Source organism: Vibrio phycocola, assembly GCF_054404255.1.
This window is the reverse complement of record NZ_JBTAMQ010000004.1, coordinates 526,126-542,804: the sequence shown is the minus strand read 5'-3', so window position 1 is coordinate 542,804 and position 16,679 is coordinate 526,126. Positions and strand designations below refer to the sequence as shown.

The following is a 16,679-nucleotide window of genomic DNA, read 5'->3' as shown; positions in this document are numbered from 1 at the left end:
GAAGTTTGGGTTGCGTGTCGAAGGCGAAGAGTTTTACAAATCAGATGTAGCGTACTTCAAAATGTCTGTTTCGTGGGATTGAAAACCACAAACATAACAATTGCGTAAGGCTTCAACATATATTGCTAAGATTTGATACGTGCCAAACTCATTTCTGTCCAATACCTTCTTAAGCCGAGAACCCATGGGCATTTGCTCCACATGAATTCTCTCCACATCTTTAACGACGTATACGTTTATAATGCCTCAGATAAAGCTAATAGGGTAACTCGCGTTGATACCGCATTTAACGCAATGTTATGAATCATTTTGTCGGTAGTCGTACAGCAATCTTTGATAATGGACACCTTATACTTTTCGGCTGCTTTAGAAATAGCGGTATGCGTAACGCAATTTTGAGTCATCATTCCACAAATCAACAATTCATCAATCTCGAGTTTATTTAGTGTTCCTTCCAGATTAGTTTGATGAAAACTATCAGCGTGCGTCTTAATAACCACCTCAGATTTGGGGCATATCGATAACACTTCTGGATGAATATTGGCTCCGTCACTGCCTTCTTCAAAAAAACTGGCCATCTTCTTTTGTGTTGGAGATATATGTTGCACAAGGATAACTGGAACATGCTCTGCATTGGCGTGACTGATCAATTGCTTAATATTGCACAAGATCTTCTCAGTATTCCACAATGGAAATTTACCTCCACAGAAATAGTCATTTTGTACATCAATGACAAGTAAGGCTTTTTTACTCATTTTCGACTCCTAGTTAATGAAATTTAATCCAGAAGATTATGTGTTATTTGCTGTATGATCTTTAGAGGCTAAAATGACATAAAACAGGTCATAAACGACACGTGAGAATAGATATGACAAAGATAAGTATAGGAATATGCGAATATCCTTCTGTATTGAAGTCATCCGTTTATGGTCTTGAAGAAATGTTTTTGCTTGCCAACAGAATTTGTAAGGAACAAGGACTTGAAGTCGTATTTGAACCCATATTGATTCCGCATACTGATCTAATAACTCAAAATTTAACAGTTATTTTATTACCTCCAGCTTCAACCGATGATTACTACTTAGCACCGGAAGATGCATTTATTCAATGGTTAAAAGAACACTACTTGAAAGGTGCCGTTCTCGCATCAGCATGTGCAGGAGTGTTTATTCTTGCCGCAACCGAATTGATGGACGGAAGAGAAACCACAACCCATTGGGCGTTGGGAGACCAACTTTCTGAGCGTTTCCCTAGGGTAGAGCTGAATAGCAACAAAATAATGGTAAATCATGGTGATTTAATCACCGCCGGTGGGATGATGTCGTGGTTGGATCTTGGATTTGAATTAATTGCCAAATATGCAGCGCCAAGTGTTGTACGTCAACTTGGTAAAACGCTAGTTATCGATACCGCACAGAGAGAACAGAGTTACTATCAACAATTTAATCCATCGTTCTGTCATGGTGATATCGCAATTGTTTCGGTTCAACAAATCATGCATAAAAACTATTCAGAACCGATGTATATAAAACAATTAGCCAAGCAAGCGAATCTTGTCGAACGTACAATGCAACGAAGGTTTTTAAAAGCGACAGGTTATAATCCGAATCAATATTTGCAGCATCTTAGAGTACAAAAAGCATGTGACTACTTAGAAAGTACTCCGCATTCATTCGAATGGATATGTAATCAGGTAGGGTACGAAGATATCAGCGCATTTCGAAAGGTGTTCATTAGTATTGTCGGGTTATCTCCACGAGAGTTTAGAAAACGATTTTCTTGATTCATTCAAAACGGAACAGGGGATATAAGGCATTAGGTTTTGTTGTATCAGATGCATCCAAGCAGGAGAATCTCAAGCTATGAATAGATACGAACTCGATTCATCAGAAACACGATACGAAAACGGGTCACAAGGCAAAGTACTGGCTAATAAGCTAGGCATCATGGATTCTGATGAAATGGATGACGTTGAAGCAATCCTTTTAACAAAGCTGTATGAAAAAGTTTTTGAGGTGGATGATACGAATCTGAAGGTGACATTTCCTAACGTTATTGATTGGCATAGGAAGTGGCTTGGCAACAAGTTTGCTTTTTTGAATGAAAAGCGAGTAACGTTTAGCTACTCGCAATTTGAGCCTATAAATAACGACTTCTCAAATGCGCTTGAAAGTGCGCGGAATTCAAGGTTTCACCTGTAGCCGCTTTGACCAACTCGCCGGTGGTTAATGTGCTGCCTTTGCTCCAGATATTCTCTGATAACCAAGAGAAAATAGGAGAAAGATCGCCACTCTGAATCGCCGCTTCCACATCGACAGTTTGCTTCATAGATGCCATAAACTGCGCCGCATACATAGCGCCTAATGTGTAAGAAGGAAAATACCCAAAGGCGCCATCGGTCCAGTGAATATCTTGCATACAACCATTTTGGAAGTTGCCTTTGGTTGATAGATTCAGCGATGCTTGCATTTTCGCATCCCATAACTCAGGCACATCACGATGCGAAATTTTTCCATTAATCAGATCACGTTCGATTTCATATCGCAAAATCACGTGAGCAGGATAGGTGAGTTCATCGGCATCAACTCGAATGTAGCCCTTCTCAACTTGGGTGTACAAACGCTGAAGGTTATCTGGTGTAAATAAGCTCGATGCTTGCGGATCGTCAGAGAAATATTGACCGGCCAACTTCGATAGATGGGCAACAAATTCTGCACTGCGGCCAACTTGCATTTCAAAGAACAAAGATTGAGATTCGTGAATACCCATCGAACGTGCTTCGCCTGCCGATAAACCAGCCAGTGATTTAGGAAGACCTTGTTCATAACGCGCATGGCCAGTTTCGTGAACGATGCCCATCAATGATTGAACAAATTCCGATTCACTATAACGCGTGGTAATACGTACATCAGTGGGAACGCCACCGCAAAAAGGATGCACGCTTTCATCTAGCCGACCATGGTTGAAATCGAATTGCAGCAGTTTCATCACATCTTGACCCAACAATTTCTGTTGCGAACTCGGGTAGTGACCATTTGGCAAGATTAGCGATTGAGAGGCTTGTTTATCGATAACTTGATTCACCAGATCGGGCAGCCAAGTTTTTACATCGCTAAATACAACATCTAGCTGAGCTGTGGTAGTGTCGGGCTCGTATAAGTCCAACATCGCGTCATAAGCTGTGGTTCCTGCCGCATCGGCACGAATTTGAGCTTCTTGCTGAGATAAATTGACCACTTCAGCCCAGTTCTTTTCAAACCCTTGCCAATCATTTTCTTTACGCTGTGTCCGCCACGCGTGTTCACACTTTGCGCCAGCGAGTGATTTCGCCTCAACCAAATCGCTTGGTAATACGTTAGCGTTACGGTACTGACGTTTGAATTCCCGTAACACAGAAGACTGCTCGGTATTTAATGACTCGTGCTCAGCCTGAGCTATCCAATCAGCCAATTCTGGTTTAGTCATTAACTGGTGAATATGCACATGTAACTCTGCCATCGCGCCAGCACGAGCTTCAGCTCCGCCCGATGGCATGACAGCAGCTTGATCCCAACCACAAATGGCAGAAAGATGTTGGTAATGTGATACCTTTTTACTGTGAGCAACTAACTTATCAATCGCGTTCATTAACTGGATCCTATTTTTATCGTTTTCATTAGCTTATCAAGCTCTGAGGTACACACCAAGCCAATATTAACGATAGGGCTGTGAAGATAATAATTCGAAGCAGCGCGTTACGCTACAGTGTCACGTAATAAAGAATGAGATTGCATTTGTGCGAGACAAATTACACGTAGTGCGGTATAAAAATAGTGTGTTTTATTTTGAGTTTTCTTCATGCATATTATTAATTTCGAAGCCTTTCTTATTGCGATTACCATTTTGACCTTAACCCCAGGGCTTGATACCGCTCTGGTTATTCGCAATACCTCACGTGGTGGCTTTGTCGATGGCAGTGTTACCAGTTTTGGAATATGTTCCGGCTTATTTCTCCATGCGACGTTTTCAGCGATCGGTGTCTCGGCCATTTTGGCGCAATCAGCAGAGCTATTTCAAATCATAAAATCGATTGGGGCAGCCTATTTAATTTGGTTGGGTATATCGAGCTTATGGGCGTTACGAGCCAATCAAAATGGCGCTCTAAACGTTGACAGTTCGCTTGCTAACACGCTGAGTATGAAACGGTCATTACGTGAAGGCTTCCTTTCTAACGTGTTAAACCCTAAAACAGCGGTGTTTTACCTAGCTTTCTTGCCTCAATTTGTTGATCCAAATTACTCGTTACTTGGACAGTCGCTATTAATGGCAGCGATTCACTTTGTTATTGCTATGGTGTGGCAATGTGGGTTGGCAGGTGCGCTCAGTAAGGCAAAGGCACTACTAAAGAACGCGTCATTTATGCGGTGGATGGAAGGTGTTACAGGGTTTGTATTAGTCGCACTTGGTATTAAGTTGCTGCTAGAACGCCGTTAACTCTCTCATTTAGAACGAATTCAATTAGAACGAACAACGTCAAAATATCATTACACCGAGACAAATAGTCGTCTCGGTGTATTCATTTTTGTGATATCAAATCGTAAATTATTCAAATCCACTCTTAATTAATAAAAAGTCGGAACAAGAATTGCAGTAACTAAGTTGATTACAACTAATGTGCTATTTTTCTGACGCTTGCGGTTTTATGAGATAACAACGTTTGGTAATTTCAAACATAGGCGTATTCTACATAATCCCGACCTAAATCGTTTCATAATAATAAATAGGGAAATGACCATGACAAGATTGATTGTAATTGCCGCATTAATTGGAATCGTCTTTATGTTAGTAAAGTATCGAGCCAATCAAAAGATGCAAAAAGGCGTCGTAATCGCACTACTAAGTTCATTTGCGTTATATGTAGTTTATGTTGTCGTTAGCGAACTGTTTCACTAACACACCAAATATGTGGAGTTAACGTTGAGTAAGTCGGAACAACTTGAAGATGATGTTGTTGTAATTGAACAGCGAGATAAACGTACTTATATCTATATAGCTATAACCGGGGTGTTGGGTATTGCCATGGGGGGATTACTTGGCAGTACTCTGACATCAGGTCAATGGGAAAGTGCGTATCACACGCTGCAAGAGAAAAATGAAAAGCTAGAAAATATCGTCGCGAATAGAACGATATTAACCGAAGATCAACAGCGCAGTCAGTTCGAACAGTTGCAAGAAGAGTTCAACTCGAAACTCAAGCAACAGCAAGAAATCGGATTACAGCAGGTTGAATCATTGGAAGAGCAGGTGTCACTACTCGTAAAACAAAATGAAAACCTGCTAGAACAGATTGAAACCCAGACAGGCCAAATCGAAAAAGTAAAACAACAAAACCAGCGATTAAATAATCAAGCTGACTTACAAAGTTCAATACTCGACCGTTCACGGCAAGTATTTCAACGCGAATTGACCATCAGCCAAGAATTGAGCCGATTGGAAAGTGAAAAAGAAAACTTAGCAAGTAAGCTACAAAATTACACGAAGAAATGTGATGATTATTTAACCGGAGAAAACTACCAAGGAAACGATGACGCGTGTATCCGTCAAGATGAAACCAGTGCTCGTCTAAGTGAGATAAACCAACTTATTCGTGTTCACCAGATGGACTTAAAGCAAATTCAATCGCTAACCGAGCAAATGGGGTTGTAAGTAGGTTTCGTTTCAACTTTCCTAATACGAATCTAAAAGTAAAAAACGGCCGAGGAGACTTTTATCTCCTCGGCCGTTTTGTTCATTCTTCTTATAACGAAACGCTAATCAATTAGTGCAAATCGAAAAACTGCTCACTAGCATGTTTCTGGTTGCATAAAGTGATTTGGAAAATCGGTAAAAATGGATTCGACTTGGTCAAGCAGCGGAAATGTGCTTGGACGATTCACGGTAAAGCACCACGTTTCGACACCCAGATCTTTCAATTGAGTAAGATCTTCTTTGTTAAGGTGTCGATAATTTATATGACAACTGAACGCATCGATTTCTTTAATCAGATCGATATCATCCTGACTCAATGTTTCCGTTAAGATTCCGATTTTCGCTTGTGGGATTGAAGCGGCAATCAAACGGGTAATCTCAGCATTAAAGCTGGTAATTACAATGTTTTTATAGATATCAGGATAGCGCTCTAGTAATTGAGTTAAGTTCGCAACGATTGCTTTTTTATCGTGAAAATCATCGATCTTGACTTCAATGTTAATACAGAAGTTGTCTTCTAAAGCCAAAATAAGCAGTTGTTCGAGCGTCATAATACGTTCGTGGACAAACTTTTTGTCGAACCATGCCCCAAAATCAAATTGTAATAATTCACCATAAGTAAATTGGTCGACCCGGCCGTGACCATCACTACAACGATCAATCGTGTGATCGTGACAAATCACTAACACATTATCTTTCGTTGGTTGCACATCGATTTCTACCCAATTAACGCCCATCTCTATGGCAGCCATAATACTCGCTCGAGTATTTTCCGGGTGTGAGCCCGATGCGCCTCTATGACCAACTATGCGTGGTTTCATAAAATACCTATTAACCGTCGTTATATTTAATAATGAATTGTCGACACAATTCTTAGAATTTAATGGGCATCACAATCTCAAAAGCAGTCGTGCATTGCCGTTGATATCCCATAAGTTGGGGGAGCATAACGTTCTCAATTAAAACGATCAACAACAAGACGACTCCGATATCTCCGATCTATGATCGGTTGACTATAATTTGCATATTAAGATGTAAATAATAGGTCATTTTCCATGATTTGATATGGCCACAACACAAAATAACAATAATCCGTAGATTGTATCCATCATAGAAAACGACCTTATTTTCACCAGATATATTACCCAGCTAACGAACTAAACTGAGCCAACTCTGATGCGTTACGCGAATCAGGCATGACCTCCTGCGCCGCATAAACCCGTTGGTCATTTTGGTCAAATAAATAAAGTGAATTGGGGTTTACATATAGGGTAACCCGTTTATCTAATTCAGGAAGTTGCTCTGTCATTGTAAAGCTAAGCAGTTGGCCGAAGCATCGTGCATGAACTAAATAATGCGACCCAAGAGGCTCAATGACCTCAGGAACAATATCAAGCTGAAGATCACTTGCCGTGCCAGTAACAGAGCAATCTTCCGGCCTAATTCCCATTGTCATTGCTTGAGCCGATGGACTGTAAAATGGGCTCGATGGCAATATCGATTGATTGCCAACCGATAAGCACGTTTGATCCAATTCCACATCAATAAAGTTCATGGCTGGGCTACCGATAAAACTGGCGACAAATTTGGTTTTCGGGTTGCGATACACTTCCATAGGTGTACCGACTTGCTCAACATTCCCCTGATTTAACACCACAATTTGATCGGCGAGAGTCAACGCTTCAACCTGATCATGAGTGACGTAAACACTCGTCACTCCTAGCTTCTTATGCAGTTTTTTTATTTCAAGGCGCATGTGAGTGCGAAGTGCAGCGTCTAAGTTTGACAGCGGCTCATCAAATAAAAACAGTTGAGGATCGCGGACAATGGCTCGTCCCATAGCAACACGCTGACGCTGGCCACCCGACAGCTTTGCCGGCTTGCGCTGTAAATAGTCTTCTATCTTTAGGATCTTCGCCACATCAGCGATTTTGCTATCAATATCGTCTTTACTGACACCACGATTTTTTAAACCGTAAGCCAAATTATCGTATACCGACATATGTGGATAAAGCGCATAGTTTTGGAACACCATTGCGATATCACGCTTAGCGGGTTTAATATTATCCACTCGGGTTCCATGAAGAAAAACTTGCCCCGAGTTTAAATCTTCCAGTCCTGCAATACAGCGCAACAGCGATGACTTGCCACAACCCGAAGGGCCAACTAGCACAATAAACTCACCGCTATTAAAAGAGAGCGAAATGTTTTTGACGGCTTGATGACCGTTTTCATAGGTCTTGACGACTGAATTCAGCTCTAGGGCGATTCCACTTTGCATATTTACGACTTCCTGTTTTAAATTTAAATTACTTTTCACTTTCAACTAACCCTTTAACAAACCAGCGCTGAAAGATTACGACGACCAAAATCGGTGGCAGCATGGCTAAAATGACAAGTGCCAATGCATAGTCGTATCGCGGTGTAGAGCTTTCATTAATACTGTTTAGAATTTGCTTTATACCCATCACAATCGTGTTATATGACTCATCGGTCGTCATCATGATTGGCCATAAATACTGGTTCCAGCCAACAATGAACATAATGATGAAGATTGCTGCCATCATGGTTCGTGAAAGAGGAATTAATATATCGACCAAAAAACGAACCGGCCCTGCATTATCAAGCTGAGCAGCTTCAAGCAATTCATTGGGTATGGTTTTAAAAAACTGACGAAAAAAGAATGTCGCCGTTGCGGACGCAATCAAAGGTAAGATCAGACCAGAATAACTGTTTAGCATGCCTAAATTTGCGACTACCTCATAACTCGGAATAATCCGAACCTCAAGGGGTAGTAGTAACGTTACAAAAATTAACCAAAACCAAAATTCGGCGTAGGGAAGGCGGAAATACACTAGCGCATACGCGGCCATCATTGAGATAATTATTTTACCAATGGAAAACCCTAACCCCATGATTAACGAGTTAATAATCATCGACTGAGCCGTCACTTGCCCAGTAAAACCTTGAGCCGTTCCCCAAGCTTCGCGATAAATGTCGCCAACCTGATCTCCAGGCAGCCATTGCAACCCATCTTTCATAATGGTGGTCGCTTCATGAGTGGAGCTTGCGAAAATTAACCAGATTGGGAAAAGCAATAATGCGCCGCCAATGATCAGCACTGCATGATCGACTAACTGGTCGAATACTTGATGTTTTTTCATTATCTAAACTCTCTCGATACCAAATTAGTAATGGACACGTCGTTCAATAAATCTGAACTGTAAATACGTAAGAAATAGAACCATGACCAGAAGCACAACCGATTGCGCCGAACTTCCACCTAAATCGGCACCGACAAACCCATCTCGGTAGACTTTGTAAACTAAAGAGGTGGTGCTTCCACCAGGACCGCCATTGGTTAATGTGTCGATAATTCCAAATGTTTCAAAAAATGCGTAAGTGAGATTAATGACAACCAAAAAGAACGCTGTTGGGGCAAGCAGTGGAAAGGTGATCGTCCAAAAACGACGAGTACCACTTTCACAATCTAAAAGTGCGGCTTCGTTTACACCTTTCGAAATTGACTGCAGCCCAGCAAGGAAATAGATAAAGTTGATCGATACCTGCTTCCAGACGGCGACGAGTACAAGTGCGATAATGGCATCTGTGGGATTGGTTTGTAGGCTGAATTCCCAACCTAAATGATGAGCGAGTTGATTTAATGGCCCAATATGTGGTGCAAAAAGAAACCCACCAATTAAACCCGCGACAGCAGGGGCAACGGCGTAAACCCACGTTAAAATTATGCGATAACCACTTTTACCATGAATGACATTATTCGCCTTCACCGCTAACACCAATGCCAATCCAAGAGACAAAGCCGCCACAATAAAAGAGAACATTAGAGTAAAACCTAATGACGCTAGATAATCTGTCGATTGAAAGAGTTCGACATAATTATCAAACCACACAAACTCACTCGACAACCCCCAAGGGTCTTCGAGCGTGAACGAGAGATAAATTGCTTGTGCCGCCGGATAGATAAAGAAAAGGGCAATAATCAAGATTTGAGGCGCCAGTAATAAATATGGCAGCGCGCTATGTTGAAACATACGTTGTTGAGACACAATCGATCCTTAAAACAAAAAATCCCCCACCACGATGCCGTGATGGGGGAAGTCAAACGGCGTTATTTTACGGTACGAGAAAAACGTTTAAGCAATTTACTGCTTTCCGCTTCAACCGCATCAAGAGCAGGTTTAACCTCTTTTGTTCCCGCGAAGATGTTGTCGAATTCACGATTCATAACTTCACGAATTTGTGGGTAAAATCCTACTCGATAGCCTTTGTTCCATTGACCGGACGCCAGACTCAACTGCTTAACACCTACTTCTGCATCAGGTGATTCATTGTAGTAACCACTTTGTTTAGTGAGATCGTAAGCTGCATTGGTTACAGGTACATAACCAGTCGTCTTGTGCCAGTACATTTGAACGTCTGCTTTGGTTAGGTAATCAAAGAATGCCGCAACCGCCTTATTCTCTTCTTGATCATGACCATTCATCGCAAACAATGCCGCACCACCGATAAAGGTATGAACGCCTTCTTTGTGCAATTTTTCCCAATACGGCAAATACGTCGTACCCATTTCGAATTCCACACGTTGAAGCAAGCCACCAAATGAACCTGAAGAGCCTAACCACATTGCAACTTCACCACGTTCAAATGGCTTCTGGTTAGCATCCCAATCGCTACCAAAGTACTGGTAGTAACCTTTGTCCGACCACTCTTTTAATTTTTCAACATGCATCACCATATCAGAGGTATTAATGTTGATTTTGGTCGACAAGCCAGAAAACCCATTGTCTTGGTCAGAGAAAGGCAGATCATGACGGGCTTTAAAGTTTTCGAACATGATCCAAGGGGTATGAGATTGGGCGAGGGCAGTAATATTGTTCTGCTTCAGTTTTTTCGCCGCCACTTCAAATTCTTCATAGGTTTTTGGCGCTTCTACACCTGCTTTGCTCAACAGATCTTTGTTGTAGTAAAGTACGGGTGTAGAACTGTTGAATGGCATGCCAATCATTTTGCCTTCGGTATTAGCATAGAAATTACGCACACCTTCAAGGTAATCTTGACTATTAAATGGGTAACCAGCGTCAACAAGAACATCTTGGACTGGCGTAGCCACACCTGGCGCATTCATAATAGTTGCTGCACCGGCATCAAAGACTTGCAAAATATTCGGCGATTGTTTCGCACGAAAAGCTGCGATGCCCGCCGTTAACGTTTCTGTGTATGTGCCTTTGTAAACTGGTGTTATTTCGTAATTGTCTTGTGAGGCATTAAAATCAGAAGCGATTTTATTGACTGTCTCGCCCAGTTGACCTGCCATTGCATGCCACCATGTTACTTCTGTTTTTGCCCACGTTGGTGTTGACGCCATTACCGCCACTAAACCTGACAACATGAATTTGTTCATTGATTCCGTTCCTTTTAAAGGTTTCGTTCGAATTTACGTTGGTTTCCTTCGACCAATAATGAAATGGAGATGTGACAGTTACATGTATCTTGAGTTTCAAAAGAGTGAACGTTTTATGTCGATATAATGACCCTAATTTTCTCGATAACCTGCACAGAGATTATGCATATGCGCCTAATTCGACATCAAATTGGTGCAATAAAATTCAGAACATTATTCTAAATTACCTAGGGCAATGCAGTTTATTAAGGAATAGAAATTGCTTGCGTGTAATACTATTGTTCGCTGTGTTTTATATCGTAATAAGGGGTGAGTATGAAAGTGAGTGTTATTGGAGCAGGATCTGTCGGTGTTGGTGTATGTAACTATGTACTCAGTTTAGGCAGCGCTAGTGAATTAGTTTTGTTTAATCGCACTCTCGAAAAAGCACAAGGAGAAGTGTACGACTTTCGCCATACTGCTGCTTTAACCTTTAGCAAAAACACCCGAATCACCGCGACAAACGACTATTTTGAAATGACGGGATCCGATGTTGTTGTCATCACCGCTGGAGCACAAATTCAACCTCATCAAAGCCGCTTGGATTTAGCTGAAATCAATACACAAATTATCGTCGATATTGCGAAAGGAGTCGAAAAAGTCGCACCCAATGCCATCATTATCGTCGCAACCAATCCGTGTGATATCGTGGCTCATTTTATTGTTGCGAATACTGGATACGCACCTTCGCAAATTATCAGTGCTGGTTGCCTTATCGATACTGCCCGTCTAATGTCAATTGTCGCTTCACGTGTAAACCTGGATCCTAAAAACGTATTTGGTTATGTCTTAGGTGAACACGGCTACAACTGCTTTACTCCAAAAAGCTTGATTACCATCGCAGGTCAACCAGCTGACTACTATTGTGACCAAAACAAGTTACCGAGAATTGATGCAGATGAACTCCTCGACTCGGTGAAACAAGCAGGATACGAAATCCTAAAACTGAAATATAATACGACACACGGGATCGCCGCCAGTGTGTTTCGGATCATTCAGGCAATTATGATTAATGAACGATCGGTACTTCCAATCGGCACACTATTAAGAGGCGAATATGGACTCAGTGATGTGGTTTTATCACTGCCGACGGTTGTTGGACACAAGGGTGCCGAATCCATATTAATTCATCCATTTACCGATGATGAACTTCAATCACTACACACTATTGCCCACGAGATGCAACAACAGGTGCTGAAGGTACAAAAAATAACAGGACTTAGTCACTAACCGACATGAATATTTAGTCGCCATTTTTTCGGCAAGAGCGACGTTTTGAGTGAAGATTTAAGTCAAATACGAAGCAAAATGTAAATACAGAGTCCCATTATTATTTAGTTCAGGTTGAAGGCGATTTGATATCACGTAGCGTAATCGTCATACAGCCGTTCTACACTCACTGTTTTTTTCAAAATAGAACGCTTTCCGTTATTACACTGGAGACTCTCATGTCTTTCTCTGCCAATCATCCATTTGCCAAGCACCTTCTTATAGTCAGTATGGCTATTGGGCTCCATGCATCACCAATTTTCGCCACCACCTATACGCCAATTCCCATACCTCTCGCCGTGACTTATAACCAATCAGCTCAAGTAAATATCAACTACCTTGTTAGTGAAAAGCTCGATGGGATTCGTGCAATATGGACAGGCCAAGGATTAATAACACGTCGCGGTAATCCAATCATAGCGCCGAGTTGGTTTACTCAAGACCTACCACCTTTTGCTTTAGATGGGGAGTTATGGGCGTCAAACCTAAGTTTTGAAGAGATTCAATCAACAGTATTAACTTTGCAACCGAATGACAACATGTGGCAGTCAATTCAGTACCACATCTTTGATCGTCCAGACACTCAGCAACCTTTTGCCGTTCGATATAAAAATTTAGAACAATGGTTTTCAGGCATACGATTAAAAGACCATTTACGACTTGTATCACACCATAAGGTTTCAGATACAACACAACTGAATCGATTATTTAACGAGGTCATAACCCGAGGCGGTGAGGGACTGATACTGCGGGATCCTGATACGACTTCGATCAACGGCCGCCAGCAAGGCATGCTCAAGTTAAAACCGTACCAAGATGCGGAAGCGACGGTAATCGGCTACCGAGCGGGGAAAGGAAAGTACACTGGGTTAGTAGGTTCATTAATCGTACGAGATAGCAATAACGTAGAGTTTGCGATAGGCAGTGGGTTAAGCGACAAACTTCGCCTAACACCACCCGAGATAGGCTCTCAAATTACCTATCGCTATCAAAATTTAACCCAGAAAGGAAAACCACGGTTTGCCCGATTTCTTAGAGTTCGCTTCAAAGAGTAACAGCGGTAGCAAAGCGTTTTACTTTCGCGACTGTTATAGATTATTAGGCACTAATGTTCATTGCTAATTGTCGCTTGAAGATTTCTTTTAAACGCAATCCCAACAATATTGCAGATACCGATAACCCGATTACAAAGCCAATCCAAAAGCCAAACGCGCCCATATGCGGGACGATCCAATCGGTCATACCAAGTATGTATCCGCTCGGAAGACCAAATACCCAATACGACACCAAGGTTCGCACTAATATTGCTTTCATATCTTTGTAACCGCGCAAAACGCCACCACAAATCACTTGAATGGAATCGGTGCACTGGTATATCGCAGCAAGGAAAAGTAAGCCAACCGCTAGGTTTTGAACGTCTACATCGTGGGTATAAAGTTCACTAATATGTTGCGCAAACAACACGGTAAACGTTGCCGTTACAAGAGCGGTAGTAAAACCAAGAAATAGCGCTGTTTTCGCTGCAACAATCGCGTCCAACGGTTTTTCTTCACCGATAAAGTTCCCTATTCGGATACAGACCGCGGCGGCAATACTCATCGGAATCATAAATATTAGCGAAGAGTAGTTCAATGCAACTTGATGCGAAGCCACTATTTGAGCGCCTAAAGGGGCAATAATAATAGACACCACTGAGAACAAACTTACTTCACAAAAGATGGCCGTCGCTAAAGGAAGCCCTAGCCGAAAGAAGCTAATTAGCTCCTTAACATTTGGTCGGTAGAACTGCGCAAAAATAGGAACGTGAGCCAATCGTTTTGACGTAACAATATAAAACAGCAGCATGGCAAACATTGACCAATATACAATAGCGGTAGCCACACCACATCCAACGCCTCCTAGCGCAGGAGCACCGAACTTACCATAAACGAAAATGTAATTTACCGGCACATTTAATACCAAACCGCAAAAGCCAATGATCATCGAAATTCGAGTATCAGACATTCCATCGGTAAAACTTCGCAACGCTTGAAACAAAAGAAACGCCGGTGCTGCAAATAACATGGTATGAATATAACCATTGGTCATAGCGGACAATTCAGGATCGACATCCATAAACTCGAGTATGGTATTGGTTTGCATCAACACAAGAATTGTCGGAATCAAAAGAAGCAATGCCGCTAATAAACCTTGTTGAATTTGAAAAGGAATTTGTTCTAGCTTACGCGCCCCACTTAATTGAGCGATCACGGGAACCAACGCCATTAATACACCAGTCCCAAATATGATCGTCGGGAACCAAATACTCGCTGCGATAGAGACCGCGGCCATATCAAGAGCTGACACTCCTCCCGCCATGACAGTATCAACAAAGCCCATTCCTGTTTGTGCGACTGAGGCGACCAAAACAGGGGTCGCTAATTTTATTAACTTTTTAATTTCGATTCGATACCGGTGCACAAAATGCTCCCAATGGCAGACTTTTTATCTGTAAAAAATGTTACAGTGCAATGAGGCCGCAATGATAGAGAATTGTTGGTATTTCTGCTACGAATTTATGAGGAATAATAATGTTTACTGGGATTGTTCAAGGCAAAGCAGAGGTTGTCTCCATTGAGCGTAAAACTGGCTTACAAACTCACACCCTGCGTTTGCCTAATGATCTGTGTGACAACTTAACCATTGGTGCTTCAATTGCCCATAATGGATGTTGTTTAACCATCACTGAAATCAACGACAATTTGGTGAGCTTCGATCTCATGCAAATGACATTATCTCTAACCAATTTAGGCGACTTAATGCAGGGAGATTTCGTCAACGTCGAACGTGCTGCAAAATTTGGCGATGAGATTGGTGGACACAATATGTCTGGTCATATAATGCAAACGACTACCATCGTTGAATTAATTCCACAGACCAATAATCTCACCGTGTGGTTCTCACTTGACGAACATATCGCAAAATATGTGTTAACCAAAGGGTATATTGGTTTAGATGGATGTTCGCTAACCATCTCAAATGTGGAAGAAAATCGGTTTAGTGTAAGCTTCATTCCTGAAACATTACAAAAAACGCTATTTGGAACGCGAGAAGTAGGCGACCGGATCAATGTAGAAATTGATCCGCAAACTCAGGCGATAGTTGATACCGTCGAAAGAGTTCTATCACAACGTCAATAATCTAATATAACGCTTTGTTAAAGTATCATTATACGGTTGATTCGGTTCTGAGCTTCACCAATATAGTGACCTGCAAAGCAATTACAATGATTAAGGATGTGATATAAATTGTAAATATCTCGACGCATTGGATAGTGGACATCAAGTGGATATATATCGTTATATCCACGATAAAACTCTTCATCAAAACGATTGAATAATTCCGTCATCGCAATATCACACTCACGATCTCCCCAATAACACGCTGGATCAAACGCAACAGCGCCTCGACCAATACGGCCAATGTTCCCTGACCATAAATCGCCGTGAAGTAGGGAAGGCTTAGGGTGATGATGTGCTAGTTTCATCGCAATCAAATCCACGAATTGGTCAATATCAACCAATTCTATCCCTTTTTCTCGTAACAGTTGAAGCTGCCAACCAATCCGTTGTTCAGCAAAAAATCGAGACCATTTTTTATGCCAACCGTTTGGTTGAATCGAATAGCCGATGTAGTTATCAAGATCGAAACCATATTCTCCTTGTTCGCCCCACTGATGTTGCCTAGCTAAATCAACACCTAGAGCATAACTGGTTGCGCTTTCAATCGGCGTCATTGGCAAGAATTCTAATACTAAATAGCTGTTGCTTTTCGTTGTGCCGAGAGCAATGACATTCGGCACAGTCAAAGCTTGAGCTTTCGCTAATGCCTCCAAACCATCAGCCTCAGCCACCAACATAGGTAAACATTCTTTTTCGTTAGTTTTGACAAAAAAGTGCAGTGAGTCATCACTGATTCGAAATGATTGGTTAATATCGCCGCCATCAAGCTCTAACTTATGATGAGGAAAAAAGTCTTGATCAATGACGCTGGAAATCTGTTTAGATATAACTTGCCACATAACTGAGTCACCTCTAATCGAAATACCTACGTTAAGTGTAAGGCATTCAGCTGTACAATCTTTGTACATAGTGCATAGTTTTCACATTTTTTATCAAAAATTATTTTCTTCAATAACATTTATTCTATTTATCTGAATCATTTAGTGAGATCTTTGATC

General features: G+C 41.5%; 16 protein-coding genes. 7 read left to right on the top strand and 9 right to left on the bottom strand.

The genetic code is table 11. The features are described 5' to 3' along the window. Window positions 1-236 precede the first annotated feature (236 nt). Window positions 237-755 carry a cysteine hydrolase family protein gene (locus ACXJY6_RS08680; protein ID WP_458768078.1) on the bottom strand — a complete coding sequence of 173 codons (519 nt, stop codon included), beginning with the start codon at window positions 753-755 and terminating at the stop codon, window positions 237-239. Window positions 756-868: 113 nt separating this feature from the next. On the opposite strand from ACXJY6_RS08680, the gene ACXJY6_RS08675 reads away from it, so the two are divergent. Continuing rightward, on the top strand, window positions 869-1,783 hold the full coding sequence (locus tag ACXJY6_RS08675; protein ID WP_458768077.1) for a GlxA family transcriptional regulator: 915 nt from the start codon (window positions 869-871) through the stop codon (window positions 1,781-1,783). Window positions 1,784-2,139: 356 nt separating this feature from the next. On the opposite strand, the gene ACXJY6_RS08670 is transcribed toward ACXJY6_RS08675, so the two are convergent. Further along, window positions 2,140-3,627, bottom strand: a complete 1,488-nt coding sequence (locus ACXJY6_RS08670) for a carboxypeptidase M32 (protein WP_458768076.1) — start codon at window positions 3,625-3,627, stop codon at window positions 2,140-2,142. 210 nt (window positions 3,628-3,837) lie between these two features. Here ACXJY6_RS08670 and ACXJY6_RS08665 point away from each other — a divergent pair, with 210 nt between their 5' ends. The 3 genes from ACXJY6_RS08665 to ACXJY6_RS08655 all read left to right on the top strand — a co-directional run bounded on the left by ACXJY6_RS08665 (window position 3,838) and on the right by ACXJY6_RS08655 (window position 5,685). Further along, window positions 3,838-4,473 (top strand): LysE family translocator, encoded by a 636-nt coding sequence (locus ACXJY6_RS08665; protein WP_456049743.1) that lies wholly within the window; start codon window positions 3,838-3,840, stop codon window positions 4,471-4,473. Window positions 4,474-4,773: 300 nt separating this feature from the next. Continuing rightward, window positions 4,774-4,932 carry a hypothetical protein gene (locus ACXJY6_RS08660; protein ID WP_456049742.1) on the top strand — a complete coding sequence of 53 codons (159 nt, stop codon included), beginning with the start codon at window positions 4,774-4,776 and terminating at the stop codon, window positions 4,930-4,932. Window positions 4,933-4,956: 24 nt separating this feature from the next. Then, entirely contained in the window at window positions 4,957-5,685 is a 729-nt protein-coding gene (locus ACXJY6_RS08655; RefSeq protein WP_456049741.1) for a chromosome partitioning protein ParA, read from the top strand. A 137-nt stretch (window positions 5,686-5,822) separates the two neighbouring features. Here the strand turns inward: ACXJY6_RS08655 and ACXJY6_RS08650 are convergent, their stop codons facing one another. The 5 genes from ACXJY6_RS08650 to ACXJY6_RS08630 form a co-directional block, all read right to left on the bottom strand. Continuing rightward, entirely contained in the window at window positions 5,823-6,548 is a 726-nt protein-coding gene (locus ACXJY6_RS08650; RefSeq protein WP_458768075.1) for a glycerophosphodiester phosphodiesterase family protein, read from the bottom strand. A 320-nt stretch (window positions 6,549-6,868) separates the two neighbouring features. After that, window positions 6,869-8,008: an ABC transporter ATP-binding protein gene (locus ACXJY6_RS08645; RefSeq protein ID WP_458768091.1), complete on the bottom strand. Its 1,140-nt coding sequence runs from the start codon at window positions 8,006-8,008 to the stop codon at window positions 6,869-6,871. Between the two features lie 28 nt (window positions 8,009-8,036). Beyond that, window positions 8,037-8,891 carry a sn-glycerol-3-phosphate ABC transporter permease UgpE gene (gene ugpE / locus ACXJY6_RS08640; RefSeq protein WP_456049739.1) on the bottom strand — a complete coding sequence of 285 codons (855 nt, stop codon included), beginning with the start codon at window positions 8,889-8,891 and terminating at the stop codon, window positions 8,037-8,039. A gap of 24 nt (window positions 8,892-8,915) precedes the next feature. Next, window positions 8,916-9,782, bottom strand: a complete 867-nt coding sequence (locus tag ACXJY6_RS08635) for an ABC transporter permease subunit (RefSeq protein WP_456049973.1) — start codon at window positions 9,780-9,782, stop codon at window positions 8,916-8,918. A gap of 77 nt (window positions 9,783-9,859) precedes the next feature. Next, window positions 9,860-11,152, bottom strand: a complete 1,293-nt coding sequence (locus ACXJY6_RS08630; RefSeq protein ID WP_458768074.1) for an extracellular solute-binding protein — start codon at window positions 11,150-11,152, stop codon at window positions 9,860-9,862. 315 nt (window positions 11,153-11,467) lie between these two features. On the opposite strand from ACXJY6_RS08630, the gene ACXJY6_RS08625 reads away from it, so the two are divergent. Next, window positions 11,468-12,421, top strand: a complete 954-nt coding sequence (locus tag ACXJY6_RS08625) for a lactate/malate family dehydrogenase (protein ID WP_458768073.1) — start codon at window positions 11,468-11,470, stop codon at window positions 12,419-12,421. A 218-nt stretch (window positions 12,422-12,639) separates the two neighbouring features. Further along, window positions 12,640-13,515, top strand: coding sequence for a DNA ligase (locus tag ACXJY6_RS08620; RefSeq protein WP_458768072.1), 876 nt, complete (start codon window positions 12,640-12,642; stop codon window positions 13,513-13,515). Between the two features lie 43 nt (window positions 13,516-13,558). Here ACXJY6_RS08620 and ACXJY6_RS08615 read toward each other — a convergent pair whose 3' ends face one another. Then, window positions 13,559-14,920 (bottom strand): MATE family efflux transporter, encoded by a 1,362-nt coding sequence (locus ACXJY6_RS08615; protein WP_458768071.1) that lies wholly within the window; start codon window positions 14,918-14,920, stop codon window positions 13,559-13,561. Window positions 14,921-15,030: 110 nt separating this feature from the next. Between ACXJY6_RS08615 and ACXJY6_RS08610 the strand changes: the two genes are divergently transcribed. After that, window positions 15,031-15,639, top strand: a complete 609-nt coding sequence (locus ACXJY6_RS08610; protein WP_458768070.1) for a riboflavin synthase subunit alpha — start codon at window positions 15,031-15,033, stop codon at window positions 15,637-15,639. Window positions 15,640-15,656: 17 nt separating this feature from the next. On the opposite strand, the gene ACXJY6_RS08605 is transcribed toward ACXJY6_RS08610, so the two are convergent. After that, window positions 15,657-16,520 carry a fructosamine kinase family protein gene (locus ACXJY6_RS08605; protein WP_458768069.1) on the bottom strand — a complete coding sequence of 288 codons (864 nt, stop codon included), beginning with the start codon at window positions 16,518-16,520 and terminating at the stop codon, window positions 15,657-15,659. Window positions 16,521-16,679 lie beyond the last annotated feature (159 nt).

Bases quoted from the DNA above. Each gene is read 5' to 3' on its own strand.
- ACXJY6_RS08680 (WP_458768078.1), bottom strand. From the start codon at position 755: ATGAGTAAAAAAGCCTTACTTGTCATTGATGTACAAAATGACTATTTC.
- ACXJY6_RS08675 (WP_458768077.1), top strand. From the start codon at position 869: ATGACAAAGATAAGTATAGGAATATGCGAATATCCTTCTGTATTGAAG.
- ACXJY6_RS08670 (WP_458768076.1), bottom strand. From the start codon at position 3,627: ATGAACGCGATTGATAAGTTAGTTGCTCACAGTAAAAAGGTATCACAT.
- ACXJY6_RS08665 (WP_456049743.1), top strand. From the start codon at position 3,838: ATGCATATTATTAATTTCGAAGCCTTTCTTATTGCGATTACCATTTTG.
- ACXJY6_RS08660 (WP_456049742.1), top strand. From the start codon at position 4,774: ATGACAAGATTGATTGTAATTGCCGCATTAATTGGAATCGTCTTTATG.
- ACXJY6_RS08650 (WP_458768075.1), bottom strand. From the start codon at position 6,548: ATGAAACCACGCATAGTTGGTCATAGAGGCGCATCGGGCTCACACCCG.
- ACXJY6_RS08645 (WP_458768091.1), bottom strand. From the start codon at position 8,008: ATGCAAAGTGGAATCGCCCTAGAGCTGAATTCAGTCGTCAAGACCTAT.
- ugpE (WP_456049739.1), bottom strand. From the start codon at position 8,891: ATGAAAAAACATCAAGTATTCGACCAGTTAGTCGATCATGCAGTGCTG.
- ACXJY6_RS08635 (WP_456049973.1), bottom strand. From the start codon at position 9,782: ATGTTTCAACATAGCGCGCTGCCATATTTATTACTGGCGCCTCAAATC.
- ACXJY6_RS08630 (WP_458768074.1), bottom strand. From the start codon at position 11,152: ATGAACAAATTCATGTTGTCAGGTTTAGTGGCGGTAATGGCGTCAACA.
- ACXJY6_RS08625 (WP_458768073.1), top strand. From the start codon at position 11,468: ATGAAAGTGAGTGTTATTGGAGCAGGATCTGTCGGTGTTGGTGTATGT.
- ACXJY6_RS08620 (WP_458768072.1), top strand. From the start codon at position 12,640: ATGTCTTTCTCTGCCAATCATCCATTTGCCAAGCACCTTCTTATAGTC.
- ACXJY6_RS08610 (WP_458768070.1), top strand. From the start codon at position 15,031: ATGTTTACTGGGATTGTTCAAGGCAAAGCAGAGGTTGTCTCCATTGAG.
- ACXJY6_RS08605 (WP_458768069.1), bottom strand. From the start codon at position 16,520: ATGTGGCAAGTTATATCTAAACAGATTTCCAGCGTCATTGATCAAGAC.